At 67.8% G+C, this 24926-nt stretch carries 22 protein-coding genes; 13 read left to right on the forward strand and 9 right to left on the reverse strand.

The window, feature by feature from the left end; translation table 11 throughout:
• Nucleotides 1-92 precede the first annotated feature (92 nt).
• Nucleotides 93-1388, forward strand: coding sequence for a citrate synthase family protein (locus CFB34_RS12795; protein WP_089442174.1), 1296 nt, complete (start codon nt 93-95; stop codon nt 1386-1388).
• Between the two features lie 227 nt (nt 1389-1615).
• Here CFB34_RS12795 and speB read toward each other — a convergent pair whose 3' ends face one another.
• Nucleotides 1616-2584, reverse strand: coding sequence for an agmatinase (speB, locus tag CFB34_RS12800; RefSeq protein WP_089442173.1), 969 nt, complete (start codon nt 2582-2584; stop codon nt 1616-1618).
• A gap of 436 nt (nt 2585-3020) precedes the next feature.
• Between speB and CFB34_RS12805 the strand changes: the two genes are divergently transcribed.
• From CFB34_RS12805 to CFB34_RS12825, 5 genes are all read left to right on the forward strand, one after another.
• Nucleotides 3021-3692 (forward strand): lysoplasmalogenase, encoded by a 672-nt coding sequence (locus CFB34_RS12805; protein WP_089442235.1) that lies wholly within the window; start codon nt 3021-3023, stop codon nt 3690-3692.
• A gap of 246 nt (nt 3693-3938) precedes the next feature.
• Nucleotides 3939-5528 carry an NAD(P)/FAD-dependent oxidoreductase gene (locus CFB34_RS12810; protein ID WP_089442171.1) on the forward strand — a complete coding sequence of 530 codons (1590 nt, stop codon included), beginning with the start codon at nt 3939-3941 and terminating at the stop codon, nt 5526-5528.
• Between the two features lie 21 nt (nt 5529-5549).
• On the forward strand, nt 5550-6482 hold the full coding sequence (locus CFB34_RS12815; RefSeq protein WP_089442170.1) for an SDR family oxidoreductase: 933 nt from the start codon (nt 5550-5552) through the stop codon (nt 6480-6482).
• On the forward strand, nt 6479-7384 hold the full coding sequence (locus CFB34_RS12820; RefSeq protein ID WP_039344147.1) for a metal-dependent hydrolase: 906 nt from the start codon (nt 6479-6481) through the stop codon (nt 7382-7384). The genes CFB34_RS12815 and CFB34_RS12820 overlap by 4 nt, the downstream gene beginning before the upstream one ends.
• A gap of 4 nt (nt 7385-7388) precedes the next feature.
• On the forward strand, nt 7389-8312 hold the full coding sequence (locus CFB34_RS12825; RefSeq protein WP_089442169.1) for an alpha/beta fold hydrolase: 924 nt from the start codon (nt 7389-7391) through the stop codon (nt 8310-8312).
• Here the strand turns inward: CFB34_RS12825 and CFB34_RS12830 are convergent.
• Nucleotides 8261-8827, reverse strand: coding sequence for a putative glycolipid-binding domain-containing protein (locus CFB34_RS12830; protein ID WP_089442168.1), 567 nt, complete (start codon nt 8825-8827; stop codon nt 8261-8263). The two genes, CFB34_RS12825 and CFB34_RS12830, sit on opposite strands and share 52 nt — an antisense overlap.
• 255 nt (nt 8828-9082) lie before the next feature.
• On the opposite strand from CFB34_RS12830, the gene CFB34_RS12835 reads away from it, so the two are divergent.
• The 4 genes from CFB34_RS12835 (at nt 9083) to CFB34_RS12850 (ending at nt 16002) form a co-directional block, all read left to right on the forward strand.
• Nucleotides 9083-9976 carry an urea transporter gene (locus CFB34_RS12835; RefSeq protein ID WP_089442167.1) on the forward strand — a complete coding sequence of 298 codons (894 nt, stop codon included), beginning with the start codon at nt 9083-9085 and terminating at the stop codon, nt 9974-9976.
• Nucleotides 9951-10727 (forward strand): class II aldolase/adducin family protein, encoded by a 777-nt coding sequence (locus tag CFB34_RS12840; protein WP_089442166.1) that lies wholly within the window; start codon nt 9951-9953, stop codon nt 10725-10727. Before CFB34_RS12835 ends, CFB34_RS12840 begins: the two co-directional genes overlap by 26 nt.
• A gap of 52 nt (nt 10728-10779) precedes the next feature.
• Complete coding sequence (locus tag CFB34_RS12845; protein ID WP_039344138.1) at nt 10780-10968, forward strand: 4-oxalocrotonate tautomerase; 189 nt, start codon at nt 10780-10782, stop codon at nt 10966-10968.
• A 192-nt stretch (nt 10969-11160) separates the two neighbouring features.
• A complete protein-coding gene (locus tag CFB34_RS12850; protein ID WP_089442165.1) occupies nt 11161-16002 on the forward strand; it encodes an NAD-glutamate dehydrogenase in 4842 nt (1613 codons plus the stop codon).
• A 31-nt stretch (nt 16003-16033) separates the two neighbouring features.
• On the opposite strand, the gene CFB34_RS12855 is transcribed toward CFB34_RS12850, so the two are convergent.
• The 6 genes from CFB34_RS12855 to CFB34_RS12880 form a co-directional block, all read right to left on the reverse strand.
• Nucleotides 16034-16894: a class I SAM-dependent methyltransferase gene (locus CFB34_RS12855; RefSeq protein ID WP_089442164.1), complete on the reverse strand. Its 861-nt coding sequence runs from the start codon at nt 16892-16894 to the stop codon at nt 16034-16036.
• Nucleotides 16895-16901: 7 nt separating this feature from the next.
• Complete coding sequence (locus CFB34_RS12860) at nt 16902-17252, reverse strand: glyoxalase (protein ID WP_089442163.1); 351 nt, start codon at nt 17250-17252, stop codon at nt 16902-16904.
• A gap of 1 nt (nt 17253) precedes the next feature.
• Nucleotides 17254-17430, reverse strand: coding sequence for a ribbon-helix-helix domain-containing protein (locus tag CFB34_RS12865; protein ID WP_089442162.1), 177 nt, complete (start codon nt 17428-17430; stop codon nt 17254-17256).
• Nucleotides 17431-17520: 90 nt separating this feature from the next.
• Nucleotides 17521-18351, reverse strand: coding sequence for an arylamine N-acetyltransferase (locus CFB34_RS12870; RefSeq protein WP_089442161.1), 831 nt, complete (start codon nt 18349-18351; stop codon nt 17521-17523).
• A gap of 130 nt (nt 18352-18481) precedes the next feature.
• Nucleotides 18482-19168 (reverse strand): hypothetical protein, encoded by a 687-nt coding sequence (locus CFB34_RS12875; RefSeq protein ID WP_089442160.1) that lies wholly within the window; start codon nt 19166-19168, stop codon nt 18482-18484.
• A 322-nt stretch (nt 19169-19490) separates the two neighbouring features.
• A complete protein-coding gene (locus CFB34_RS12880) occupies nt 19491-20975 on the reverse strand; it encodes an amidase (RefSeq protein ID WP_089442159.1) in 1485 nt (494 codons plus the stop codon).
• Between the two features lie 368 nt (nt 20976-21343).
• Between CFB34_RS12880 and CFB34_RS12885 the strand changes: the two genes are divergently transcribed.
• Together CFB34_RS12885 and CFB34_RS12890 are read left to right on the forward strand one after the other, a co-directional pair.
• Nucleotides 21344-21778 (forward strand): universal stress protein, encoded by a 435-nt coding sequence (locus CFB34_RS12885; protein ID WP_089442158.1) that lies wholly within the window; start codon nt 21344-21346, stop codon nt 21776-21778.
• A gap of 628 nt (nt 21779-22406) precedes the next feature.
• On the forward strand, nt 22407-22655 hold the full coding sequence (locus CFB34_RS12890) for a hypothetical protein (RefSeq protein ID WP_039344123.1): 249 nt from the start codon (nt 22407-22409) through the stop codon (nt 22653-22655).
• Between the two features lie 68 nt (nt 22656-22723).
• Here the strand turns inward: CFB34_RS12890 and CFB34_RS12895 are convergent, their stop codons facing one another.
• The gene (locus tag CFB34_RS12895; protein ID WP_089442157.1) at nt 22724-24106 is read right to left on the reverse strand and encodes a lysozyme inhibitor LprI family protein; all 1383 of its coding nucleotides are present in this window, start codon (nt 24104-24106) and stop codon (nt 22724-22726) included.
• A 224-nt stretch (nt 24107-24330) separates the two neighbouring features.
• Between CFB34_RS12895 and CFB34_RS12900 the strand changes: the two genes are divergently transcribed.
• Complete coding sequence (locus tag CFB34_RS12900; RefSeq protein ID WP_089442156.1) at nt 24331-24804, forward strand: nuclear transport factor 2 family protein; 474 nt, start codon at nt 24331-24333, stop codon at nt 24802-24804.
• Nucleotides 24805-24926: the final 122 nt, after the last annotated feature.

Genomic DNA, 24926 nt, shown 5'->3' on the forward strand with positions numbered 1-24926 from the left:
CATGAATTGGTGAGGCAAAGATCGTCTCGCTCGCATTTGCTGTCAACGTTGATTATCCTGATCAACCTGTCGAACGATTCCCCCTGCGCACGATGTCGAACTACCTGAATTCGACCGCAGCCGCGGCAAGGCTCGGTGTCTCGCGGCAAACCCTCTATGCGTACGTCAGCCGCGGCCTGCTTCGCGCGGAACCGGGCAACAGTCACCGTGAAAGCCGCTACCTCGCGGCCGATGTCGAGCGCCTCGCGGATCAACGCGCACGCGGCCGCAAGCCGAAGGAAGTGGCGAAGGCCGCGTTGAACTGGGGGTCGCCCGTGCTCGAATCGAGCATCACGTTGATCGATGGCGGCCGGCTTTTCTATCGCGGCGTGGATGCACTCGATCTCGCTGCCCGAGCGAGTCTCGAGGAAGTCGCGGCGCTGCTGTGGCGATGCGACGAGCAGACCGCCTTCGGCCGTCACGTCCCCACGACACCGTCAGTACTGCGAACGCTCTTCAGACACTACGCCGGTCAACGCACCGAGCAAGCACTGCTGCCGCTCTTCACCGTTGCAAGCGAGGACGCGCCCACGGCGATCTGGCATCAGTCGGCCGATCGTCAGGCGCAGGGCTGCGGCGATCTCGTACGGATTCTGGCGGCGTGCCTGCTGCGCACCCGGATCGATACTGCCCCGATCCACGCGCAATGCGCGCGGGCATGGGGCGTCGGGCCGGCGGGCGCCGAGCTGATCAGGATGGCGCTCGTGCTGTGCGCGGATCACGAACTGAACGCGTCGAGCTTCACGGGGCGGTGCATCGCGTCGACGAACGCGAGCTTGCGCGCCGTCGTGGTCGGCGGCCTGGCCGGCTTGTCGGGCGAGCGGCACGGCGCCACCACCGCGCGTGGCGAAGCACTGTGGGACGAACTGGGCAAAAGAGACGTCGAGCAAAAAATGGTCACGCGTCTCGCCCGGGGAGACGGCTTGCCGGGCTTCGGACATGCGCTCTATCCCGATGGCGACGTGCGCGCGACGTATCTGTTGTCGCGGATCCTGCCGCGTCATCCTCAGTGGAAAAGGATGATCGATACCGGGAGCGCGCTCGTCGGCCAGAAGCCCTCGCTCGATCTCGCGCTGGTGGCGTTACGCAGACATTTGCGGCTTCCCGTCGGCGCGGCATTCGGCCTGTTCGCGCTCGGCCGCTCGATCGGCTGGATCGCGCACGGGCTGGAGCAGCGCGAGCAATCCGATCTCATCCGGCCGCGTGCGGTTTATACGGGGGCCTGGCCAGATGGCGCCGGCGCCGGGGCGGATCACGCTCGTTCTCGCGGACGGTCGGGAAAACAGCAAACAACGCAACCGGCAGCGCCGAAAGACGACATGCTTGCGGCTTTCTTCAGGCGCAAATAGGTTTTTGCTTGATGAAGTCGCGGCATGTCATCGGGGATACGCTAACGCCCCCTTAGTGAACGGAAGCAACTAGCCGCTAACCTTTCGCGGATGTCGCCGACGGGTCGGCAAGGCCCTTCCACGAAAATCCGCGAGGCCTTCTTTCGCCGGCTACGTGACAGGCAAACTGCCCACGGCACCTCGATCCGGCAATGCGCGCACCGCCCCTGCGGCACGCGCATGCCGACTTACTTCAGCGCCCCCGCCATCTTCTTCTGCCGCCACAGACACAGCAGGTCACACGCGACATGCGCGGCCGCAATCGCCGTGATGTCCGCGTGGTCGTACGCGGGCGCAACCTCGACCACATCCGCGCCGATCAGGTTCACCGCGCCGAGCGCACGCACGATCGCGAGCGCCTGCGCCGACGACAGTCCGCCCGCGACCGGCGTGCCGGTGCCGGGCGCGAACGCCGGATCGAGACAATCGATATCGAACGTCAGGTACGCCGGCCGCGCGCCGACGATATCGACGATCCGCTCGACCGCCGCACGCGCGCCGTGGTCATGCACCCACGCCGCATCGAGCCGCTCGATCCCGAGAAAGTCGTCGTTCCACGTGCGAATCCCGACCTGCACCGACGTCGCCGGATCGATCAGCCCTTCCTTCACGGCCTTGTAGAACATCGTCCCGTGATTGAGGCTGTCCGGATCGTCGTCGGCCCACGTATCGCAGTGCGCATCGAAATGGATCAGCGACAGCGGCTTGCCGTAGCGCTCCGCATGCGCGACCAGCAGCGGGTACGTGATGTAGTGATCGCCGCCGAGCGTCAGCATCTTCGCGCCGGAACCGAGGATCGTGCGCGCATGCTCGACGATCGCGGGCTTGATCGACAGCGGGTTGTGCGCGTCGAACCAGCAGTCGCCGTAGTCGACCGCCGCGAGATCGTCGAACGGGTTGAAGCCCCACGGATACGGATGAAGCTCCGCGAGCTGCACGCTCGCCGCGCGAATCGCCGCCGGGCCGAGCCGCGCGCCGGAGCGGTAGGTCGTCGCGAGGTCGAGCGGCACGCCGGAGATCGCGACGTCGACGCCGTCGAGCGCGCGCGAATAGTTGCGGCGCATGAACGACAGCACGCCCGCATAGGTGTTTTCAATCGACGAGCCGTACGGCGTCGTGCGACGGATCGCGCCGTCGCCGTGGAGAAGTTCGGTCATGGTCGGACCTGTTTTCGTGGGGAAGGCCAGCCCGCCCCGGTTCGCATCAGCGCACGGGCCGGGCACGGCCGGGATTCATCGGGCCCGCTCCGGCTGGCGCATCCAGTTGCGCGGCCGGGCGGAAACAACGACAACGACGGCAACAACCACATCGACAACGGCGATACCGCGGCGATCATAGCAAGCCGAATTGAAGTCGTTGCCCCGGTTCGGCCGGGGCAACGCGCGGAGAAATCCGGCGGCCGCGCCCATACATCGGCGCCCGGCATCGCCGGATTGCTGCGCCGGCGGGCAATCCTCGTGCATCGCGATCCCGGTCGTTTCCTAGAAGGATTCGCCGGTTTTGGCACGCCCGTTCTTCCGGATAATGGCCGACAGCCGCGCCCTCGACCGCGCGCCGCCCACCGCAGACAACAACAAACCGGAGACACCCGCCTTGATCGCCACGCTTCCCGCCCCCTACCGCCGGCTCTGGCCGCTCGCCGTCGTCGCCGCGCTGCTATATGGACTGTCGCTCGCCGCCGCGCCCTATCCCGGCCAGGCCGCCGCGAAAGCCGCGATGGGCCTCCTGTTGCTCGCGGCGGGCAGCACCTGCGCCGCACCGCGCGAACGCGCGTGGCTGTGCGCGGCGCTCGTGACGGCCGTGCTCGGCGACGTACTGCTCGCGCTGCCCGACTGGCCGCTGTCGTTCGTGCTCGGCCTCGGCGCGTTCCTGCTCACGCACCTGTGCTACTGCGCGATCTTCATGCGCTGGCGCGCGCGGCCGCACGGCTGGCGCATCGTCGCGCTCGTCGGGCTGTGGATCGCCGCGCCGGCGTTCTACGCGGCGTTCTTCCCGCACCTCGGCGAGCTGATGGCGCCGGTCGCCGTCTACATGCTCGTGCTGTGCGCGATGGCGAGCTTCGCGCTCGCCGCCCGCACGCGTGGCCCGCTGGTGGCCATCGGCAGCCTGATTTTCGTCGGCTCCGATACGCTGATCGGCGTCGGCCGCTTCCTTGGCGGTTTTCCGGGCATCGATTACCTGATCTGGGGCCTCTACGCGCTCGCGCAGGTCACGATCGTGGCCGGGGTTTTCCATGAGACAGTCGCTCGGCCGATCCGTCCCTGATACCGTTTCAAACAGGCCGCCGCGCGCCGGCGGTCTCGCCCGCACCCTCTCACGCCCTGTCGACGGCCCTTTCCGCGTATCCCGCATTGCGGAAACCGGCCCGTTCCAAACCCCGCTCAGCCTTTTCCCGTCTGGCTTCCGGCCCTTAGAGCGCTGCTTCTAGCCTCTTGCGATTTCCGGGTTCACCCACTATCGTTACATCAAACAATGTAACATTCGAAAATGAGCCAAATCGGAGACACCCGGATGAATGCTCGCACGTTGCCTTTCGGTCCGCCCGGCCACGACAGCCTGGACGAAACCATCGACATCGCCATCATCGGCACCGGCTTCGCCGGCCTCGGGATGGCGATCCGCCTGCGTCAGACAGGCGTGACCGACTTCGTCGTCCTCGAGAAGGCCGCGTCGGTGGGCGGCACGTGGCGCGACAATCACTACCCCGGGTGTGCCTGCGACGTGCAATCGCACGTCTATTCGTTCTCGTTCGCGCCGAACCCGCGCTGGACGCGCATGTTCGCGCCGCAGCCGGAAATCCGCGCCTATCTGGAAGACTGCGTGCAGCGCTTCGGCGTCGGCCCGCACCTGCGCCTGAACCACGAACTGCAGCGCGCCGAGTACGACGAGGCCGCGCAACGCTGGCGCCTCACGTTCGCGAACGGCAAGCGGCTGTCCGCACGCGTGCTGGTGTCGGGGATGGGCGGGTTGTCGCGCGCCGCGCTGCCGTCGATTCCCGGCGTCGAGACCTTCAAGGGCCGCGCGTTCCACTCGCAGCAGTGGGATCACGACTATCCGCTCGAAGGCAAGCGCGTCGCGGTGATCGGCACCGGTGCGAGCGCGATCCAGTTCGTGCCGCAGATCGCGCCGCGCGTGAAGGCGCTCGCGCTGTTCCAGCGCACGCCGCCGTGGATCATGCCGAAGCCCGATCGCAACCTGACCGGGTTCGAGAAGTGGCTGTTCCGCACGCTGCCGTTCACGCAGAAGGCCGTGCGCAGCGGCATCTACTGGATGCTCGAATCGCGCGTGCTCGGCTTCGCGATCCATCCGTCGCTGATGAAGAACGTGCAGAAGCTCGCGCTGCGCCACATCCGCAAGCAGATTCCCGATCCGGAGCTGCGCAAGACCGTCACGCCGAACTACACGCTCGGCTGCAAGCGCGTGCTGATCTCGAACGACTACTACCCGGCGCTGTCGCGCAAGAACGTCGACGTGATCACGACCGGCATCGACCACATCGAAGCCGACGCGGTCGTGACGACCGACGGCAAGCGTCATGAAGTCGACTGCCTGATCTACGGCACCGGCTTCCAGGTGGCCGATCCGTATCCGCGCGGCGCGATCATCGGCCGCGGCGGGCTCGACATCGTCGACGCCTGGCGCGACGGCGCGCACGCGTATCTCGGCTCGACGCTGCCCGGCTACCCGAACTTCTTCATGATCGTCGGCCCGAACACGGGCCTCGGCCACAACTCGATGGTGTTCATGATCGAGTCGCAGATCGAGTACATCCTCGGCGCACTGCAGGCGATGCGCCGCGAACGGGCGGACGCGATCGAGGTGCGCCCGCTCGTCGAGGCGCAGTTCAACAGCGACCTGCAAGGCAAGCTCAAGAAGGCGATCTGGTCGACGGGCGGCTGCAAGAGCTGGTACCTCGATCCGCGCACCGGCAAGAACACGACGCTGTGGCCGGGTTTCACGTGGCGTTTCCGCCAGGCGACCGCGCACTTCTCGATCGCCGACTACCACGCGTATCGCGCGCCGCAACACGACACGGCCGCGCGGCCCGCCGCCGCGCCCGCCGCTTCCGCCTCGACTTCCCCGTCCGCCGAAGCGGCTTGAGCCAGACAAGGAGCCACCGACATGAGAGATTTCGCCAACAAGGTCGCCGCGATCACGGGTGCCGGCTCGGGCATGGGCCGCGCGCTCGCGATCCAGCTCGCGCAGGCCGGCTGCCACGTATCGCTCGCCGACAAGAACGGCGTGGGCCTCGCCGAAACCGAACGGATCGTCCGCGCGATCGCGCCGAACGTGCGCGTGTCGACGCGCGTGCTGGACGTCGGCGACCGCGACGCGATGTTCGCGTGGGCCGACGACACCGCGAAGGAACACGGCAAGGTCAACCTGATCTTCAACAACGCGGGCGTCGCCCTGTCGAGCACGATCGAAGGAATGGAATACAGCGATCTCGAGTGGATCGTGAACATCAACTTCTGGGGCGTCGTGCACGGCACGAAGGCGTTCCTGCCGCACCTGAAAGCCTCGGGCGACGGCCACGTGATCAACACGTCGAGCATCTTCGGGATCTTCGCGCAGCCGGGCATGAGCGGCTACAACGCGACCAAGTTCGCGGTGCGCGGCTTCACCGAATCGCTGCGCCAGGAACTCGACATGATGAAGTGCGGCGTGTCGGCGACCTGCGTGCATCCGGGCGGCATCCGCACGAACATCGCGCAATCGAGCCGCGTCGCGAAGAACATGGTCGGCTTCATCGTCGAGAGCGAACAGCAAGGCAAGGACAGCTTCGAGAAGTTCTTCATCACGACCGCCGACGATGCCGCGCGCACGATCCTCGCCGGCGTGCGCAAGAACAAGCGCCGCGTGCTGATCGGCCGCGACGCGAAGGGCGCGGACTGGATGGCACGCATCCTGCCCGCCGCGTACCAGGCGCTCGTCGTGCTGGCGACGCGCCGCGAGGCCGCGAAGGCCCGCCGCGCCGCGCGCGGCACGCCGGCGGCCGCACCGCTGCACGCCACCTACAACAATGCAGGCAACCAGGGAGGAGAACAATCATGACCACCCCGAACATGATGCCCGTGCGGCGCGACATCCGTTTCGCGCTGCCCCCCGAACGCGCACGCGACTGGCACGTGCAGGGCGTACCCGTCACGCACTTCATGAACGCGCTGTCGCTGCTGTTCCCGGCCGGCGAACGCTTCTTCATGGATTCGGTGCGCAACTATCGCGACCAGATCGAGGATCCGGAACTGAAGAAGCAGGTGCTCGGCTTCATCGGCCAGGAAGCGATGCACACGCGCGAGCACATCGAATACAACGACCTGCTGCAAGCGTCCGGCCTGCCCGCGCACAAGCTCGACAAGCGCCTGTGGACGATCCTCGGCTGGTTCAAGAAGGTGCTGCCGCATTCGATGCAGCTCGCGATCACGATCGCGCTCGAGCACTACACGGCGATCCTCGCGAACCAGCTGCTGTCGGGCCACGAGCACCGCATCGACGGCTCGGTCGAAGGCTACCAGCAGATGTGGATGTGGCACGCGATGGAGGAAACCGAGCACAAGGCGGTGTCCTACGACGTGTGGCGCACCGTGATGAAGCCGGGCCTCGGCAGCTACCTGCTGCGCACCGGCACGATGCTGACGACCACCGTGTTCTTCTGGGCCATCGTATTCGACTTCCACGTGCGCCTGATGCGCGCGCACCGTCGCGAGCACGGCAAGTTCGGCGGCATGTGGCGCCTCGTGAAGTACCTGTACAGCCCGAAGCACGGCGTGTTCCCGAGCATCGCACGCGAATGGCTCGACTACTTCCGCCCGGGCTTCCACCCGTGGGACCACGACAACCATCAGTACCTGCAGGAGCTCGACACGCTGCTCGAGAACATCGACGCGACCAACGCGCGCTACGCCGCGCAAGCCGCCCCGCGCCGCGTGCCGCTGCACTCGGTGGCGCAGGCATGACGCCATGGCGCGCGCCCACGAGATGCTGACCGTCCAGTCCGGCGACGTGAAACTCGCCGTCTACGTGAGCGGGTCGCGTCGCGCCCCGCCGCTGATCCTCGTACACGGCTACCCGGATTCGGCGGCCGTGTGGGCGCCGATCCGCGCGCGGCTCGCGAAGCGCTACCGCGTGATCGCGTACGACGTGCGCGGCGCCGGTGCGTCCGATGCGCCGCGCCGCCGGACCGACTATACGCTCGAGCGGCTCGCCGCCGACCTGAGGGCGGTGGCCGACGCAACCTGCGGCGGCCGGCCGTTCCATCTCGTCGGCCACGACTGGGGGTCGATCCAGTGCTGGGAGGCCGTGACCGACCCCACGTTCCGCGGCCGGATCGCGTCGTACACGTCGATCTCGGGCCCGTGCCTCGATCACGTGTTTCGCGCGAAGATGCGGCTCAAGCAGAGCCTGAAGTCGTGGTACATCGCGTTCTTCCACCTGCCGCTCGTGCCGTCGCTGGTATGGCGGCTCGGCGGCGCCGCGCTGTGGCCGCGCTGGCTGCAGCTCACCGAGCGCGTGCGGGCGGAACGCGATCCCGTGCAACTGAAGAACGCGCTGAACGGGCTGCAGCTGTACCGCGCGAACTTCATCGCACGGGCCCGCAAGCCGCGCGAGCGGTACGCGCAGGCGCCCGTGCAGATCCTGGTGCCGGTGCGCGACCGCTACGTGACGCCCGAGATGTCGGTCGACCTCGACCGCTGGCTCGGCGACCACGTGCGCGAGGAAATCGACGGCACGCACTGGATCGTGCTGCGCCACCCCGACGTGATCGCGTCGCGGATCGACCGCTTCGCGTCCGCGCAGGAGCGGCCGGCGCTCGCCCCGGTCGCGGCCCGGGTTCAGCGCGCCGCGGGCGCCGGCGCCGGCAGGCGTCTGAACAGCGTCTCGTAATCGACGACGAGCCCGTCGTCGTCGATCTCCATCTCGGCCGTGAAGTCGCGGAAAATCCCTTCGTAGCGATAGCGCCGGCCCGGCTCGAGGCACGCATAGGCCTGCTTGACCGGCGTGACCTTCAGGTCCGGCGTCGAGATGTACGCGACGTCGATCGGCCGCCGCTCGCCGCGCGCGAGGCCCAGGCGGCCGATCGGCAGCGAATTCGTGAACGGTGTCGCCGCGATGTCGATGTCGATGCAACCATCGAGTTCCGGCAGTGCGCGGCCCGAGCCGTCGCGCCAGTGGCCCGCGCCGTCGCCGCGCAGTTCGAGCGTGCCGCCGCCCATCACCTTGAGCACCGCATAGGTCACGCGCCAGTGCGCATCGCACTCGACGCGATACGCGAGCCCGTACGCCCGGCCATACCGCTGGCCGACCACCGCGCTTTCGACGACGATCCCGCCGCCGCTCCGGTCGAACGTCAGATGTTCGACTCCGTCGCCTTCGAGCGACGCCCAACGCACTTCGCGCATCTTTCCGTCTCCCGGTAATCCCGATGCGAGGCATCGTCGCACGAATCGCGCGGCGAAAGTGCCGGCCAGCGCACGGATTCGAGTTCCGAACGGGCCATCCGCCGAAAGCGCCCGCGGCGCGGCGTTCGGGCACGAATCGACCGCCGGATTCACCGTTTCGGGGCATCGACCACAAATCCTGACTATCCAGAATTCCCTATTCCGGTGCATCGGATTGTGTCCTATGCTCGCGGCTCGTCCTGTTCCGCCGCCATCATGCCAACCGCCCGCCCCGTCCCGCCGTCGATCGACCTGCGTATCCTGCTGCGCGGCATCGGGCAGATCGTGCTGCAGGCGAATGCGCTCACCGGCGCGCTGCTGCTCGCCGCACTGGCGCTGACCGACCTGCGGCTCGCGAGCGCGGCGCTGGTCGGCTCGGCCGCCGCCAGCATGGCGGCGGTGCTGACGGGCGCCGAGCGCCACGACGTCGAACAGGGGCTGCACGGCTTCAACGGCGCGCTCGCCGCGCTGATCGCCGTGCTGTTCGCGCCCCATCAACTTGCCGCCATCGTGCTGGTGCCGCTGGCCTCGATCGGCGCGGCGCTCGTGCAGCACGCGATGCGCGTGCCGCTCGCACGCTGGCGGCAATGCCCGTATTCGAGCCCGTGCCTCGCCGTCACCGCGCTGTGGTTTCCGTTTGTCGCATTGCAGCAGGCAGGCGGCGCGACGGCCGGCCCGGCGCTGACGTTTTCATCCGCGGCCGATGCACTGCTCTCGGGCGTCGCGCAGACCACTTTCGCGCAAGGCGCATGGGCCGGCGCGCTGATCGTCGTCGGCCTCGCCGCGGCATCGCGCCGCGCGGCCGCATTCGCACTCGGCGGCGCGCTGGTGTCGACCGTGCTGCTGGTCGCGCTCGGCGCGAGCGGCGCATCGTTCGCCGACGGCCTGCTCGGCTTCAACGGCGCGCTCGCCGCACTCGCGCTGATGGCGCGCGGCCCGCGCGCGGCGCTCGCGGCCGCCGCACTCGCCGCGCTGATCCAGTGGCTCGCGACGCACGCCGGCATTCCCGCGTTCACGGCCCCGTTCGCGCTCGCGTCGTGGGTCACGGTGATCGTCGCGCGCCGCTTCACCTTCGGAGAACCCGATGTCGTCATTCGCACACCGTCCTGATGCCGTGAAACCCGGCGGCCCGATCTCGGACGCCGAACGCCGGATGCGCGTCGACCTCGCCGCCGCGTACCGGCTCGTCGCGCTGAACGGCTGGGACGACCTGATCTACACGCACCTGTCCGCGACCGTGCCCGGCGAGCCCGGCCACTTCCTGATCAACCCGTTCGGCCTCACGTTCGACGAAGTCCGCGCGTCGAATCTCGTGAAGATCGACCTGGCCGGCAACCGGATCGGCGACAGCGAGCATGCGGTCAACGTGACGGGCTTCGCGCTGCACGCAGCCGTGCATGCCGCCCGCGCCGACGCGGTATGCGTGATGCATCTGCACAATACGGCCGGCATCGCCGTGTCGATCCAGCGCGACGGGCTGCTGCCCGCGTCGCAGCACGCGCTGCGGTTTCATGGCGACCTCGCGTACCACGACTACGAGGCGCTCGCGTTCTCGCCGGCCGAAGGTGCGCGGCTGACCGCGAGCCTCGGCGCGAAATCCGCGATGCTGCTGCGCAACCACGGCACGCTGACGGTCGGCCGCACCGTGGCCGAAGCCTATGTGCTGATGGATACGCTGATCAAGGCGTGCGATATCCAGGTGCGCGCGCAGGCCGGCGGCGGGCCGCTCGTGCTGCCCGACCCGGCCGTCGCCGACCGAACCGCCGAACAGCTGCGCGACGGCGGCGCGATCGAGGGCGAACTGGAATGGCCGGCGCTGCTGCGACGGCTCGACCGGATCGATCCGACGTATCGCGACTGACGCCGCCGGCGCCCAACGCCTCATTCACCCCAACCAATCGGAGCACTCCGTCATGCCGACTTTCAATATCCAGCTCTTCGAAGGCCGCACCGTCGACCAGAAGCGCGCATTCGTCGAAGCCATCACGCGCGTCACGTGCGAGACGCTCGGCTGCGAGCCAGGCTCGGTCGACATCATCCTGACCGACGTGAAGAAGGAGAACTGGGCGACGGCCGGCAAGCTGTGGAGCGACGAGCGCTGAGCGTCAACGGCGGTAGCGCTTCGGCGCTGCCGGCCCTGCACTGACACTCACGCTGCAGCGCCCGCCACGGGCGCTGCACGCGGCCTCCTCCAGCCAGTTCTCGTTGTGCGCCCGCACATCGCTTTGTCACGCAATCGGCGCATAATGCCGGACAGACGCAGCAGCCGATGGCCACCCGACGAGGAGACCGCCATGGAAGCGAAGAACGAGGAAGTCGTCGCACACCTGCTCTCGGACGTCGTCGAATTCGCGCGCGGGCGCCTGCCCGAAGCCACGTTCCGGATCGTCGAACCGTTCCTGCGTCATTACTACGATTTCGTCGATGCCGACGATCTGCAAAGCCGCAGCATCGCCGATCTCTACGGCGCCGCGATGGCGCACTGGCAGACCGCCCAGAAATTCGTGCCCGGCAGCGAGCGGCTGCGCGTGTACAACCCGATCCTCGAACAGCACGGCTGGCATTCCGATCACACGGTCATCGAGATCGTCAACGACGACATGCCGTTCCTCGTCGATTCGGTGACGATGGCCGTCAACCGTCTCGGGCTCGCGCTGCATTCGGCGCTGCACCCGGTATTCCGCATCTGGCGCGGCCGCGACGGCGGCATCGAGCGCGTCGACGCGGGCGGCGCGACACCCGGCGACGGCCAGTCGCAGCTCGCGTCGTTCATCCATTTCGAAGTCGACCGCTGCGGCGATGCCGCGCTGCTCAACACGTTGCGCAACGACATCGCGCACGTGCTCGGCGACGTGCGCGCGTCGGTGGAAGACTGGCCGAAGATCGTCGACATCGCGCGCGCGACGATCAAGGAAATGAAGGCGCGCGAATCGACCGCGGAAGACATCGAGGCGCGCGCCTTCCTCGAATGGATGGCCGCCGATCATTTCACGTTCCTCGGCCAGCGCGACTACGCGCTGGTATCGGACGGCACGGGCTTCGGGCTGCGCGGCATCGAAGGCACCGGCTTCGGCATCCTGCGCGAATCGCTGCGCACGTCGGACGCGCCCGACGTCACGCCGCTACCGCCCGCCGCGGCCGACATCATCACCGGCGCGTGGCCGATCTTCCTGACCAAGGCGAATTCGCGCGCAACCGTGCACCGGCCCGGCTATCTCGACTATATCGGCGTGAAACTCGTCGGCCCCGACGGCAAGGTCGCGGGCGAGCGCCGCTTCATCGGGCTCTATACGTCGACGGCCTATTTCGGCTCGTATGCGGATATCCCGATCGTGCGCCGCAAGTGCGCGAACATCGTGCGGCGCGCGGGCTTCCTGCCGAAGGGGCACCTCGGCAAGTCGCTCGTGACGGTGCTCGAAACCTATCCGCGCGACGAGCTGTTCCAGGCCGACGAAGACCAGCTCTACGACATCGCACTCGGCATCCTGCGGCTGCAGGAGCACCAGCGCACGCGCCTGTTCGTGCGCCGGGACCGCTTCGACCGCTTCGTGTCGTGCCTCGTGTTCGTGCCGCGCGACAAGTACAACACCGACCTGCGCCGGCGCATCGCGAAGCTGCTCATCGATGCATACAACGGCGTGAACGTCGAGTTCACGCCGCTGCTGTCGGAATCGGCGATCGCGCGGATTCATTTCGTCGTGCACGCGGAACCGGGCACGATGCCCGACGTCGACACGCGCGAGCTCGAAACGCGGCTCGTGCAGGTCACGCGGCGCTGGCAGGACGATCTCGCCGACGCGCTGCTCGATGCGTTCGGCGAAGAGCAAGGCAACCGCCTGCTGCAGCGCTATGCCGATTCGTTCCCGGCCGGCTATCGCGACGACTACCCGGCGCGCACGGCCGTGCGCGACATCGAACTGATCGAGCGCGTGAAGGACTCGGGGCAGCTCGCGATGAACCTGTACCGGCCGATCGAAGCCGAGGCGCGCGCGTTCCGCTTCAAGGTCTATCGCGCGGGCGACCCGATCGCGCTGTCGCGCAGCCTGCCGATGCTCGAGCATCTCGGCGTGCGCGTCGACGAGGAACGGCCGTACCGGATCCAGACGCAGGACGCCGCGCATGCGTGGGTACACGACTTCGGCCTCGAACTCGCGGACGATACCGAATTCGACATCGAGCGCGTGAAGGGCCTGTTCGAGGATGCGTTCGACCAGATCTGGAGCGGCCGGATCGAGAACGATGACTTCAACCGCCTCGTGCTGCGCGCCCACCTGAGCGCACGCGAAGTGACGATCCTGCGCGCGTATGCGAAGTATCTGCGGCAAGTCGGCTCGACCTTCAGCGACGCGTATATCGAGCGCGCGCTGACCGGCAACCCGGCGATCGCGCGGCAGCTCGTCGAGCTGTTCCTGCTGCGGTTCGACCCGGCCACCGGCGACACGCGCGACGTGCAGGCCGAGCGGCTACTGAAGGCGATCGAAGGCGCGCTCGACCAGGTGCCGAACCTCGACGAGGACCGCATCCTGCGCCAGTTCCTCGGCGTGATCAACGCGACCGAGCGCACGAACTACTTCCTCGCCGATGCGAACGGCGAACCGAAGCCGTACCTGTCGTTCAAGTTCAATCCGGCGAAAGTGCCGGGCCTGCCCGAACCGAAGCCGATGTTCGAGATCTGGGTGTATTCGCCGCGTGTCGAGGGCGTGCACCTGCGCGGCGGGCGCGTCGCGCGCGGCGGCCTGCGCTGGTCGGATCGCCGCGAGGATTTCCGCACCGAAGTGCTCGGGCTGATGAAGGCGCAGATGGTGAAGAACGTCGTGATCGTGCCGGTCGGCTCGAAAGGCGGCTTCGTCGTGAAGAACCCGCCGCCGCCGAGCGATCGCGAAGCGTGGATGCGCGAAGGCATCGCGTGCTACCAGACCTTCCTGCGCGGCCTGCTCGACCTGACCGACAACCTCGTGAGCAACGCGATCGTGCCGCCGCCCGACGTCGTGCGTCACGATCCGGATGACCCGTACCTGGTCGTCGCCGCCGACAAGGGCACGGCCACCTTCTCCGATTACGCGAACGCGATCTCGCACGAATACGGCTTCTGGCTCGACGACGCATTCGCGTCCGGCGGCTCGGTCGGCTACGACCACAAGAAGATGGCGATCACCGCGCGCGGCGCGTGGGAATCGGTGAAGCGGCACTTCCGCGAGATGGGCATCGATACGCAGACCACCGACTTCACGGTGGTCGGCGTCGGCGACATGTCGGGCGACGTGTTCGGCAACGGGATGCTGCTGTCGCCGCATATCCGGCTGGTCGCCGCGTTCGATCACCGGCACATGTTCCTCGACCCGAACCCCGATCCCGCGACGAGCTTCGCCGAGCGCGCGCGCCTGTTCGCGCTCGAACGCTCGAGCTGGGCCGACTACGATCCGGCCGCGATTTCGGCGGGCGGCGGCGTCTACCCGCGCACCGCGAAGACGATCCCGCTGTCGCCGGCCGTGCAGGCCGCTCTCGGCATCGACGCGCACGCGCTGCCGCCGGCCGAGCTGATCCGCGCGATCCTGCAGGCGCCGGTCGACCTGCTGTACAACGGCGGGATCGGCACCTACGTGAAGGCCGCGCGCGAAACCCACCTGCAGGTCGGCGATCGCGCGAACGACGCGGTGCGCGTGAACGGCGCGGACCTGCGCTGCAAGGTGGTCGGCGAAGGCGGCAACCTCGGCTGCACGCAGTTCGGCCGGATCGAGTTCGCGCAACGCGGCGGGCGCATCAACACCGATGCGATCGACAACTCGGCCGGCGTCGATTGTTCGGATCACGAAGTCAACATCAAGATCCTGCTCGGGCTCGTCGTGTCCGACGGCGAGATGACCGAGAAGCAGCGCAACGCGCTGCTCGCGGAAATGACCGACGAAGTCGGGCTGCTCGTGCTGCGCGACAACTATTACCAGACGCAGGCGCTGTCGATCGCCGGCCGCTACGCGGTCGAGCTGCTCGATGCCGAGGCGCGCCTGATGCGCTGGCTCGAACGCGCGGGCCGCCTGAACCGCGTGATCGAATTCCTGCCAACCGACGACGAAGTCGCCGAACGGCAGGCCGCGAAGCTCGGCCTCACGTCGCCGGAACGCGCGGTGCTGCTCGCGTACAGCAAGATGTGGCTGTACGACGCGCTGCTCGAATCCGACGTGCCCGAGGATCCGCTGGTGGCCGCGATGCTCGTCGACTACTTCCCGAAGCCGCTGCAGCAGCGCTTCAGCGAACCGATGCGCCGCCATCCGCTGCGCCGCGAGATCCTCGCGACGCACCTGACCAACGCGCTCGTGAACCGCGTCGGCTGCGCGTTCGTGCACCGGCTGATGGAGGAGACCGACGCGAAGCCCGGCGACATCGTGCGCGCCTGCATCATGGCGCGCGACGTGTTCGACCTCGATGCGGTGTGGCGCGACATCGACGCGCTCGACAACCGCGTCGCCGACGACGTGCAGGCGCGCATGTTCGTCGACGTCGCAAGGTTGCTGGAGCGGGCGGCGCTGTGGTTCCTGCGTCACCTGCAATCCGGCGCGGTGGCCGATGGTGGTGTGACCGAGCTGATCGCGCGCTGCCGCGACGCGGCGGAGCGGCTCGCGCCGCAACTGCCGTCGCTGCTGCCGGCCGACGATCTCGAAGCATTGTCCGAACGGCAGCGCGTGCTGGTCGAAGCCGGTGTCGACAGCGCGCTTGCGGTGCGCGTCGCGAGCGGCGACATCTCGGCCGCGCTGCTCGACATCGCCGAAGTGGCGGCGACCAGCCACCGCAGCCTCGAACTCGTCGCGGGCGTCTATTTCTCGCTCGGCACGCTGCTCAATTACAGCTGGATCGGCGAGCGCGCGGCAACACTGCCGACGCCGACGCACTGGGACATGCTGGCGCGCGCGGCCGCGCTCGCGGAAGTCGCGCGTCTCAAGCGCACGCTGGCGACGAGCGCACTCGCGGAATCGCCGGATTCGACCACGCCGGAGACGATCGTCGGCGCGTGGCGCGCGCGCCGCGAAGCCGCGCTCGTGCGCTACGAGCACCTGCTCGCGGACCTGCGCGCGTCGGGCGGGGCGAGCCTCGCGGTGCTGCTCGTGGTCGTGCGGGAAATGGCCGTGCTCGAACGGGCGTAATGGTCGCTGTGGTCGCTATGATCGCAACAGCTCAGACCGTCGCGACCAGCAGCTCTTCCGCGTTGTTCGGCGGCCGCAGGCCGTCGGTGCGATCGGCGAAGTAACGGCGCGTCAGTTCGGCGGCCGATACGTGCGCGGCCTCTGCGAAACCGGCCTCACGCGCGAGCGCCTGGATCTGCGCCGGCATGAAGAAGCTGATGAACGGCGTGCCGCTGGCGCGCGCGCCCTTCGCGGCCATTTCCAGCCCGGGGCGCACATCCGGATCCGCCTGCTCCAGCGGCAGCAGGAACGTCATCGCGAGCGTCGAGCCCGGCGCGAGCGACGCGACTTCGCGCAACGCGGCCGCATTCGCTTCGTGCGTCAGGTACATGCTGACGCCGGTCGACACCACGACCGCCGGCTTGCCGGCATCGAAGCCCGCGCCGACCAGCGCGGCACGCCACGACTGCTTCGCCTCGAAATCGACCGGCACGAAACGCAGCCAGTCGGGCACGCCGAAACCGAGTTCGACCAGGCGGCGCTGCTTCCAGGCCTGCGGCGCGGGCGGATCGACTTCGAAGACGGTCACGCACGACGCCATGTCGGGCCGACGCTGCACGAAGCTGTCGAGACCCGCGCCGAGGATCACGTACTGGTTCACGCCGCGCGCGGCCTGTTCGACGACGAGATCCTCGATGAAGCGCGCCCGCGCGACGATCGACGCACGGAACGGCCGCGTGAACTGCGGATCCATGTCGCCGCGCTGCTGCCAGCCGGGTTCCGGTGCGAGCAATTGCAGCCCGACTTCATCGGCGAGCACGTGCGGCAGCGCGTCGAGTTCGACGTGCAGTGCGCGCCACAGCGCGACGCGCGCGGCCGTGCTGTCGGGGGCGCTTTCTCGGGGTTCGGTCATGATCGCCTCACGCGCCCTGCTTGCCCGGCGCCTGCAGGCGCCATACGCGGCCGTCCGGGTCGCGCACGGTCATGTCGCGCGTGCCCCAGTGGGTATCTTCGAACGGCGTGACGACGTCGACGATCGGCTGCGGCTGCACCGCCTGCTCATCCGCCACCTTGAGCACCACCTGCATGTCCGGCGCCTCACTCGGCGGCACTTCGGCGATGAACAGAAAGGGGCCGTCGCCGCTGCGCAGCTGGCCAGAGTGGTGATCGGTTTCGAACTCCAGCTTGAAGCCCAGCGCCTGGAAGAACTTCGCCGACTTGCCCCAGTTGTGCGTCGTCAGGTACACGGCTTCGATTCGCTCGGATGACATGTCACTCTCCCTTGGTGGACGGCTCCGCGCCCGGCGGCGGCGCGGCCAGGTACGCGCGCAATGCGTCGGCCACCAGCGCGGACAGTGACTGCTCCGTTTCGATGGCGCGATGCTTGACCTGCCGGATCAGGCTGAGCGGCAGGTACACGTTGAACTGCTTCACTTCTTCATCGGTCATGGTTACTAGTATGCTAGCAATCTAGCAGAAGTCAACCGAACGAGCGGCCCGTGGATGCGGGCCGCCGTTGGCTATCGATCGTGATCCGGGTTATGCGGCGGCGGGCGCCGCCAGTCGCGCAAACAGCGCGTCGAGATCGAATCCCGTCGTGTCGATGCCGATCGTGTCGCGCAGGCACGCGCCCCAGGCGGCCGCATCGTCGAACGTGACGGTACGCCCGACGCCCGCCGCATCCCGGATCGTCAGCGTGGTGTTGCGCAGCGCCGCACGGCCTTCGGGCAGCACGCGGCAGGCGATCAGGTTATGCAGAAAAATCGATTCAGGGTACGTCGACGTGAACCAGTTCGCGGCGTCGTAATCGATCCATTCGACCCGCTTCGGCTGGAAGCGATAGGTGGTCTGCCAGCCGTCGGGCGTCTCGATCTGCATGTCGAACTCACCGTCGACCGGCGCGGCGACGACACGAAACGCGCCATGCGGCGTCAGTTGCCGCTCGTCCGGCACGAAACGCAGCGGCGCGGTGAGCGTCGCGCTGCCGAAGCCGATGTCCGCGAGCCAGGCCGCGCCGTCGAGATCGATGCGCAGCAGCATGTGCGTATGCGCGGTGGCGACTTCCGGCGGCAGCATCCAGCGCACGCGCGCGATCATCGGCGTCACGCGAAAGCCGATCGCCGTGAGCGCGGTATAGAACAGCTTGTTGAGTTCGAAGCAGTAGCCGCCGCGGCGATGCGCGAGCACCTTGTCGACGATCGCCGGCAGGTCGAGCGCGACGGGCGCGCCGGTCAGCGGATTGAGGTTTTCGAACGGAATCGCCTGCGGGTGCAGCAGATGCAGCCGGCGCAGCACGTCGAGCGTCGGCTCGACCGGGCCGTCGTAGCCGATGCGGGAGAAATAGCGCGAGAGGTCAAACGAGTCTGTCATGAACCTGCACCGAAAAAAGGGACACGCCACGATAGCATCGTGCGCCATCCCCATGTTGGGCGGGGCCATCTTCGTGTCACTCGTGTCGCGCGCGATGCCGGCACCGCATCGCGCACGGCCCCGCGCAACGTTACGGCAGCAGCTTCAGCGCGGACGAGGCGACCGACGGCACCGAAATGCCCTGGCGCGTCGCGAACTGCACGGCCTGGCTGAGCGTCGTCGCGAGCGACTGCAACTGGCCCGGCGCGTTTTGCGCGATATACGACGCAGCCTGCATGTTCTGCGGATTCAGGCCCGACTGCAACAGCGACGCCGCGCTCGTCGAACCGAGATTGCCGAGCCCCGACTGCAGTTGCGAATACTGCGTGAGCCCCTGCCCGAGCGACGCGAGGCCGTTGCTGAATGCCTGCTTGTCGATCGGGCCGTGCGTCGCACCGCCGCTCGCGAACGCCTGGCCGAGCGCCTGCGATACCGATTGCTGCGCGCCGCCCATCTGCGACAGTGCGGCCGGCGTCAGCGTATCGCCGCCGGCGAGCTGGCTCGCGGCCTGCTGCGCCTGCCCGGCCGCGCCGGTCAGCCCCATCGCCGACGCGAGCGACGACTGGCCGGTCAGCACCTGCTGGTTCGCACCGACATAGGCCTGCAGCAACTGCGCGACGCCGCCCTGCGCGGGCGCCGCCTGCTGCTGCCCGCCGCCGAGCAGCGATGCGCCGAGCGACTGCAGGTCGAGCTGCGCGTGCGCGGCGCCGCTTGCCAGGATGCCGAACGCAATGCCGGCCGAGGCCAGGTGACGGCCCGTCGCGCGAATCTGCTTCATGTGTTGTCCTCGTGCCCGAATGGTTAAGCCCGATATTGTCGAAGCGCGCCGCGCGCGGCCGCAACGACTGAAACACATCGAAACGAAATCACGCCGCGCGGCCACTTGCAATTGCGCGCGTCACTTCCGTGCTCGACGGGATTCGTCCGCGATTGCGCGCGATTTCGGGCGGGAGCTGGAATTCGTTCGCGAGCCGCATGAATGGCGATGGCAGCAGAGGTTGGCAAAGTGAGGCGGCCGGTGGTCGGCCGCCCGCTTTCGGCTTTCGGCTTTCGGCTTTCGGCTTTCGGCTTTCGGCTATTGGCTTTCGGCCGGCGCCGCGCTACGCAGCCATCCACGCCTGCAACCGCCCGCCGACCCGGTCAGCCGCCTGCTCGTAGCCGCGCGCAAGCTGCAACACGGCGAGATCGGCACGCGGACGCCCGATCAGCTGCATCCCCATCGGCAGCCCCGCGTCGTTGAAGCCGACCGGCACGCTGATCACCGGGCAGCCGGCCAGCGTCCACGGCACGACCGTTTCCATCCAGCGGTGGTAGGTATCCATCGCACGGCCCGCGATCTCCTTCGGCCAGCGCTGGTCGACGTCGAACGGGAACACCTGCGCGGTCGGCGCCGCGATGAAGTCGTAGCGGTCGAAGAAGCTCAGCACGGCCTGATACCACGCGGTGCGCTCGACGCTCGCGTCGAACACGGCCGCGCCCTGCATCGCGAGCAGCCCTTCGACCTCGTAGATCGCCTCGGGCTTCAGCAGCGCGCGCCGCGCCGGGTCGCGATAGTGCGCAAGCAGCCCGCCGCCGGACAGCAGGTGCCGGTGCGTGAGCCACAGGCGCCAGATCCGCTCGGGCGCGAACGCCGGCAGCGCGGCATCGACGTCGCAGCCGATCTCGCGCAGCGTCGCCAGCCCCTGTTCGCACAGCGCGAGCACGCCGGCCTCGGTCGCGAGATAACCGTTCCAGTCGCCGACCCACGCGATGCGCTTGCCGCGCAGGTCGGCGTCGAGCGGCTGCGCGAACACGGCCGGATCGTCCGCGAGCGACAGCGGATCGTTGCGGTCGTAGCCGGCCTGGATCGCGAGCAGTTGCGCGACGTCGCCGACGGTACGGCCCATCGGGCCTTCGATGCCGAGCTGCTGCACGAACACGTCGACGCCCGGCCAGCGCGGCACGCGGCCCTGCGACGGGCGGAAGCCGTAGATGTTGCAGAACGCCGCCGGGTTGCGCAGCGAGCCGCCGAAATCGCTGCCGTCCGCCACCGGCAGCATCCGCGACGCAAGCGCCGCCGCCGTGCCGCCGCTGCTGCCGCCCGCGCTCTTCGTCAGGTCGTACGGGTTGCGTGTCGCGCCGTAGACCTCGTTGAACGTATGCGAGCCGAGCCCGAATTCGGGCGTGTTGGTCTTGCCGATGAAGATCGCGCCGGCCGCGCGCATCCGCGCCACGCCCACGGAATCCGCCTGCGGCACGTTCTCGCGGAAGATCGGCGAGCCGTAGGTCGTCCGCAGCCCCTTCGTCATCGCCAGATCCTTCGGCGCCTGCGGCATCCCGTGAAGCCAGCCGTGGTACTCGCCGCGCGCCAGTGCGGCATCCTTTTCCGCGGCCTCGGCGAGCAGCACGTCGCGATCGCGCAGCGCGACGATCGCATTGACCGCGCCGTTCACGCGCTCGATGTGATCGAGATACGCGCGCATCGTCTCGACGCACGACACGGCCTTGCCGCGGATCGCCGACGCGAGCTCGCCCGCCGACAGGCGCACGATCGGGTCGACGGGGATGGAAGCGGGAGCGAGAAGCTGCGGGGCGCCGTGCGGCATGCGGAGTCTCCTGGAATCGGAATGGAATGACGGGCCGCATGGCGGCAGTCGCGCCCGAACCGGCCGGGAGCGGCCGCGCCGCGGCCGATGCACTACTCTACGCGACGACCGATCGGCGACCTCCGATATTTTCCGCCGCGATTCATTGCGGTTCCGACTGAATCGGAGCGGCCGGCGCCCGTTTCGCACGCGCCGCCCCGGCCGATGAAATCGTTTATGCGCATAAACTTAAATTTCTTATATTTCTATTAGGCGCATCACGAGGCAGCGCGCGTTAACGACATTTTTACGCGATCGTCCGCTCTCTTTAGATTGTTCGGCCCGGCGGCGCGCTACGCTGGAATCATCTCGTTTCCTGGACAACATTCATGCTCAAGCTGCTGGTTCCGGTCGGCCACTCTCCTCGCTCGCTTCAGGCGGTTCGCCACGCGACCTTCCTGTACCGCGAACGGTGCGCGTCGGAAATCGTGCTGATCAACGTCCAGGCGCCGCTCGAATCGACGCGGCTCGAGGCCTACCATCCGCTGTCGCGGCTGCGTTCGATCGAGGAGAAGTTCGCGTCCGACGATCTGGCCATGGCCGAGCGGATCCTGCAGGAAGCCGGCGTCAAGTACAGCGTCGTGATGAAAGTGGGCCCGGTGGCCGATACGATCGCGTCCGTGGCGGCAGAGACGGGCTGCGACGAAATCGTGGTCGTCGCGCCGCGGCACGACCCGTTGCATGCGCTGCTGTCGGTGTTCCGTCGCAGCGTGATGAGCCGGCTGGTGCGGATTTCGAATGTGCCGGTCACGGCCGTGCAATGACGGCGACGATGTGCGACGCTGCGGCAGCGGCCCGTTCGTCGACGGGCCGCGGGTTTGCGACGCGCGGTGCGACACGTGTGCGCGTTGCCGCTCACCCGTGTTGCATCGGCGTTCCCGCAGCGCTTAGTCGATGACCTTGCGCACGAACACGAAATAGGCGGCGGCCGAAGACGCAACGAGCAGGATGGCCCACATCGGGGCGAGGCTGATCAGCACGGAAGAGACGTTAAGCATTTGGATTCCTCACTAATTCGATAGCGATGTTCAACACGCACCTGCTTGCCGGAACCGATGCATGCCTCCGCGATCGCGTTCCGTCAAATCATGCTTTCATGCTATCGCCTTGAGCGGCTGCGCGACCGCCCCCTCCCGTCCGTACCCTGACATTCGTCAAACTCCCGTGAATCGCGCGCCTGTCGCGCGGACGACCGTCGCACGCGTGTGTCGCCGTCCGTCCGGTTGCGCCTGCCACGCGCGTTGACGTCGCGCTCTTCTCCCGCAGGCCAGCCTCGGAAAACAGGACAGGATCACCCGGCACGCCCTCATTTCAGCAGACGTTTACCGGGGGAACCCCCAAGTGCTTCGTCGAACGGGTCCGCGTTACGCTTGAGCCACGAGGAGACGAACCATGAGACGAGCCGTACATATCGCTGTTTTCGCGCTGCTGGCGTATCTCATTGGCGATCGCGCGATCCTGCATGCGCAGGGCCGCGACACCAGCCCGCTCGCGTGCGAACAAGGTGCCGCGCAGGTGAAGGTCGACGCGCTCGGCCGCGGTTTCGGCGAAGCAGCCGCCAGCAGCCAGAGCGAAGCCTTCATGTCGGGCTGCCTGGTGACGGGCCGCGGCAACCAGGACGTCGCACTGGCGAACCGCTAAAGGGTGCCCCGTGGCGCTCCGGTCGCGCTCCGGTCACGACGGCTGAACCGGAGCCGCGCACGCCTGCCTCAATTCCCGCTGTTGACGGTCATTTTCTCGATCGAAGTCGCAACGGATGTCACGGTCCGGATGCCGCTCACGCTGAACGTCTGCTCGCGGCCCGACTCGTCGCCGGGAAGACGCATCGACAACTGCGCGACCAGGCCATCCTTCCGGTAATCGCCGAACCAGTCGATCAACCGGCCGATATAGCATTGGTCGCCGACCTGAACCCCCATGTCACCGACGATCTCGTACGCATAGTGGCCGGGCCCGTAGTTCGCGTATTCGCTGCGATCGTCGCCCTGCACCGAAGGCGGGATCGGGCACAGCGGCGTGTCGGAGCCCGCATCGCGCGCGGTGTTGTCGTTCACGTCGTGCAGCGCTTTTTCGAGCGCTGCATGCAGCTTGCCGTCGAGCACCGTCGAACCACGCTGGCCTTCATTGCGTTGCTCGATCGGTACCGACAGGCGGTAACGGTAATGCACCGTCAGTTTCGGTACCTCGCCGACGACGGTAAACGGCCGCAGCAGGTAAAACTCGTCCATGCCGTAGTGACTGTCGCGATACAACGCATAGACGCGCCCGCGCAAGCGAATCCATTCTCCGGCCTGATTCGCGCCGCGGCCATTCGTCGTGTACAAGCTGCGGTCGAGTGCCTCGTTCGAATCGCCGGATACCTCGAACTTGCCGCCCTTGCGGCGCAACACATCGACCGACGACCACAAGCCGGTTCCGTTCGCCGCCGATTCGACGACCAGATCGCGCTGCCCGTCGCCGTCGAGATCGATCAGCGTGTACGACGCCCCCGTCGCGGTGTCGTCCGCACCGCTCGGAGATGCCTTCAATGCCCGCCACTCGTCAGCCGTCACGCCACCCGGCCGCGCGGTCGGCCATACCGGGCCCAGCCCGTCGCCGGCGTCGCTCGAAAAGCGCGTCACGCCGTTCGTGATCCGCAACCGGTCGATCACTTTCTCGACCGGCGAACTGGAATCCGTGCGGCGCGCCTGGTCGACGAGCGTGCGCAAGTCGTCGAGCGCCGCCTTGTCTTCGGCGTCGGGGCGATAGGCGAGCACTGTGGCGAGCTGCGATTGCAGGTCGCCGATCCGTGTCAGGTAGCGCTGTTCGAGGCAACCGTGATCGGCGCCGCATTGATCGCGGGCCTTCAGCCAGCCGAGCTGCGCGGTGCGCAACGCGGCACGCTGCCCCGGCGGCAATGCATCGGACAGTCTCCGGTAGAAGGCCGACAGCCGGCCGTCGTCCAGATGCAGGTCGTTCGATGCGCAGATGGCTTTTTCCGTCGGGCTGGATGCCTGTACGCAGTCGAGCCCTGCCGCGAAAGCCTGGGGCGCGTGAGCAAGCAGCACGAGCAAGAACGCGCGCCGCAGCGGGATTTCAAGGCGGAATGTCATGAGTGGGTTCCTGGCAGTCGATGCGCGCGCTCGGGTCGAGGCGCGATCGGCCTTCAGCGCCGGATTGTCCGTCAATTGCCCGGCCGGCGGAACAGCCGCGAGGACCGACGCGCGCACCCGCTGCCATGGGCGACAGCCGGTTTGATTTCCGCTACAGTGGCGTGCCCGGCATTCGGCCGCCGCGTCGAGACCCCGCTTCATCGCCAACGACAACACGCCCACAGATGAGCCACCCGCACACCGAATTGATCCAGCGCTTCTACACGGCGTTCCAGCAGCGCGACATCGACGCGATGCTCGCCTGCTATGCCGATGACGTCGTGTTCAGCGATCCCGCATTCGGCGAGTTGCGCGGCGACCTCGCACGCGACATGTGGCGCATGCTGGTGGCGCGTGCACAGGATTTTTCATTGACGTTCGGCGAAGTCGCCGCGGATCAACACACCGGGCGCGCCGAGTGGATCGCCCAGTACCGCTTCACCGCGACCGGCCGGATGGTGGTCAACCGGATCGATGCACGATTCCGGTTCCGCGACGGACGCATCGTCGAGCATCGCGACAGCTTCGACCTGTGGCGCTGGGCGCGTCAGGCGCTGGGGCTGAAAGGCGCCCTGCTCGGCTGGACGCCTTTCGTGCAACGCGCGATCCGCGCGCAGGCGCGCAAGAACCTCGACGCGTATCGCGCCAAGCGGAAATAGCGCACACCGTCATGGCTTCATCGGCATGCGCTCGATCGACTGGATTCAGGGGCTCGCGGTCTTCCACGCTATTCCATGACAGGCGAGCGGCACGCGACGATGCCCGCGCCGTCTTTTGAAAT

The sequence above is a fragment of the Burkholderia sp. HI4860 genome, assembly GCF_002223045.2.
Lineage (GTDB): Bacteria > Pseudomonadota > Gammaproteobacteria > Burkholderiales > Burkholderiaceae > Burkholderia.

Coding starts and splice junctions, on each gene's coding strand:
- CFB34_RS12835 (WP_089442167.1), top strand. CDS start 9,083: ATGCCAACCGCCCGCCCCGTCCCGCCGTCGATCGACCTGCGTATCCTG.
- CFB34_RS12880 (WP_089442159.1), bottom strand. CDS start 20,975: ATGCCGCACGGCGCCCCGCAGCTTCTCGCTCCCGCTTCCATCCCCGTC.
- CFB34_RS12850 (WP_089442165.1), top strand. CDS start 11,161: ATGGAAGCGAAGAACGAGGAAGTCGTCGCACACCTGCTCTCGGACGTC.
- CFB34_RS12815 (WP_089442170.1), top strand. CDS start 5,550: ATGAGAGATTTCGCCAACAAGGTCGCCGCGATCACGGGTGCCGGCTCG.
- CFB34_RS12885 (WP_089442158.1), top strand. CDS start 21,344: ATGCTCAAGCTGCTGGTTCCGGTCGGCCACTCTCCTCGCTCGCTTCAG.
- CFB34_RS12845 (WP_039344138.1), top strand. CDS start 10,780: ATGCCGACTTTCAATATCCAGCTCTTCGAAGGCCGCACCGTCGACCAG.
- CFB34_RS12865 (WP_089442162.1), bottom strand. CDS start 17,430: ATGACCGATGAAGAAGTGAAGCAGTTCAACGTGTACCTGCCGCTCAGC.
- CFB34_RS12810 (WP_089442171.1), top strand. CDS start 3,939: ATGAATGCTCGCACGTTGCCTTTCGGTCCGCCCGGCCACGACAGCCTG.
- CFB34_RS12875 (WP_089442160.1), bottom strand. CDS start 19,168: ATGAAGCAGATTCGCGCGACGGGCCGTCACCTGGCCTCGGCCGGCATT.
- CFB34_RS12855 (WP_089442164.1), bottom strand. CDS start 16,894: ATGACCGAACCCCGAGAAAGCGCCCCCGACAGCACGGCCGCGCGCGTC.
- speB (WP_089442173.1), bottom strand. CDS start 2,584: ATGACCGAACTTCTCCACGGCGACGGCGCGATCCGTCGCACGACGCCG.
- CFB34_RS12860 (WP_089442163.1), bottom strand. CDS start 17,252: ATGTCATCCGAGCGAATCGAAGCCGTGTACCTGACGACGCACAACTGG.
- CFB34_RS12825 (WP_089442169.1), top strand. CDS start 7,389: ATGGCGCGCGCCCACGAGATGCTGACCGTCCAGTCCGGCGACGTGAAA.
- CFB34_RS12795 (WP_089442174.1), top strand. CDS start 93: ATGTCGAACTACCTGAATTCGACCGCAGCCGCGGCAAGGCTCGGTGTC.
- CFB34_RS12900 (WP_089442156.1), top strand. CDS start 24,331: ATGAGCCACCCGCACACCGAATTGATCCAGCGCTTCTACACGGCGTTC.
- CFB34_RS12890 (WP_039344123.1), top strand. CDS start 22,407: ATGAGACGAGCCGTACATATCGCTGTTTTCGCGCTGCTGGCGTATCTC.
- CFB34_RS12820 (WP_039344147.1), top strand. CDS start 6,479: ATGACCACCCCGAACATGATGCCCGTGCGGCGCGACATCCGTTTCGCG.
- CFB34_RS12840 (WP_089442166.1), top strand. CDS start 9,951: ATGTCGTCATTCGCACACCGTCCTGATGCCGTGAAACCCGGCGGCCCG.
- CFB34_RS12895 (WP_089442157.1), bottom strand. CDS start 24,106: ATGACATTCCGCCTTGAAATCCCGCTGCGGCGCGCGTTCTTGCTCGTG.
- CFB34_RS12870 (WP_089442161.1), bottom strand. CDS start 18,351: ATGACAGACTCGTTTGACCTCTCGCGCTATTTCTCCCGCATCGGCTAC.
- CFB34_RS12830 (WP_089442168.1), bottom strand. CDS start 8,827: ATGCGCGAAGTGCGTTGGGCGTCGCTCGAAGGCGACGGAGTCGAACAT.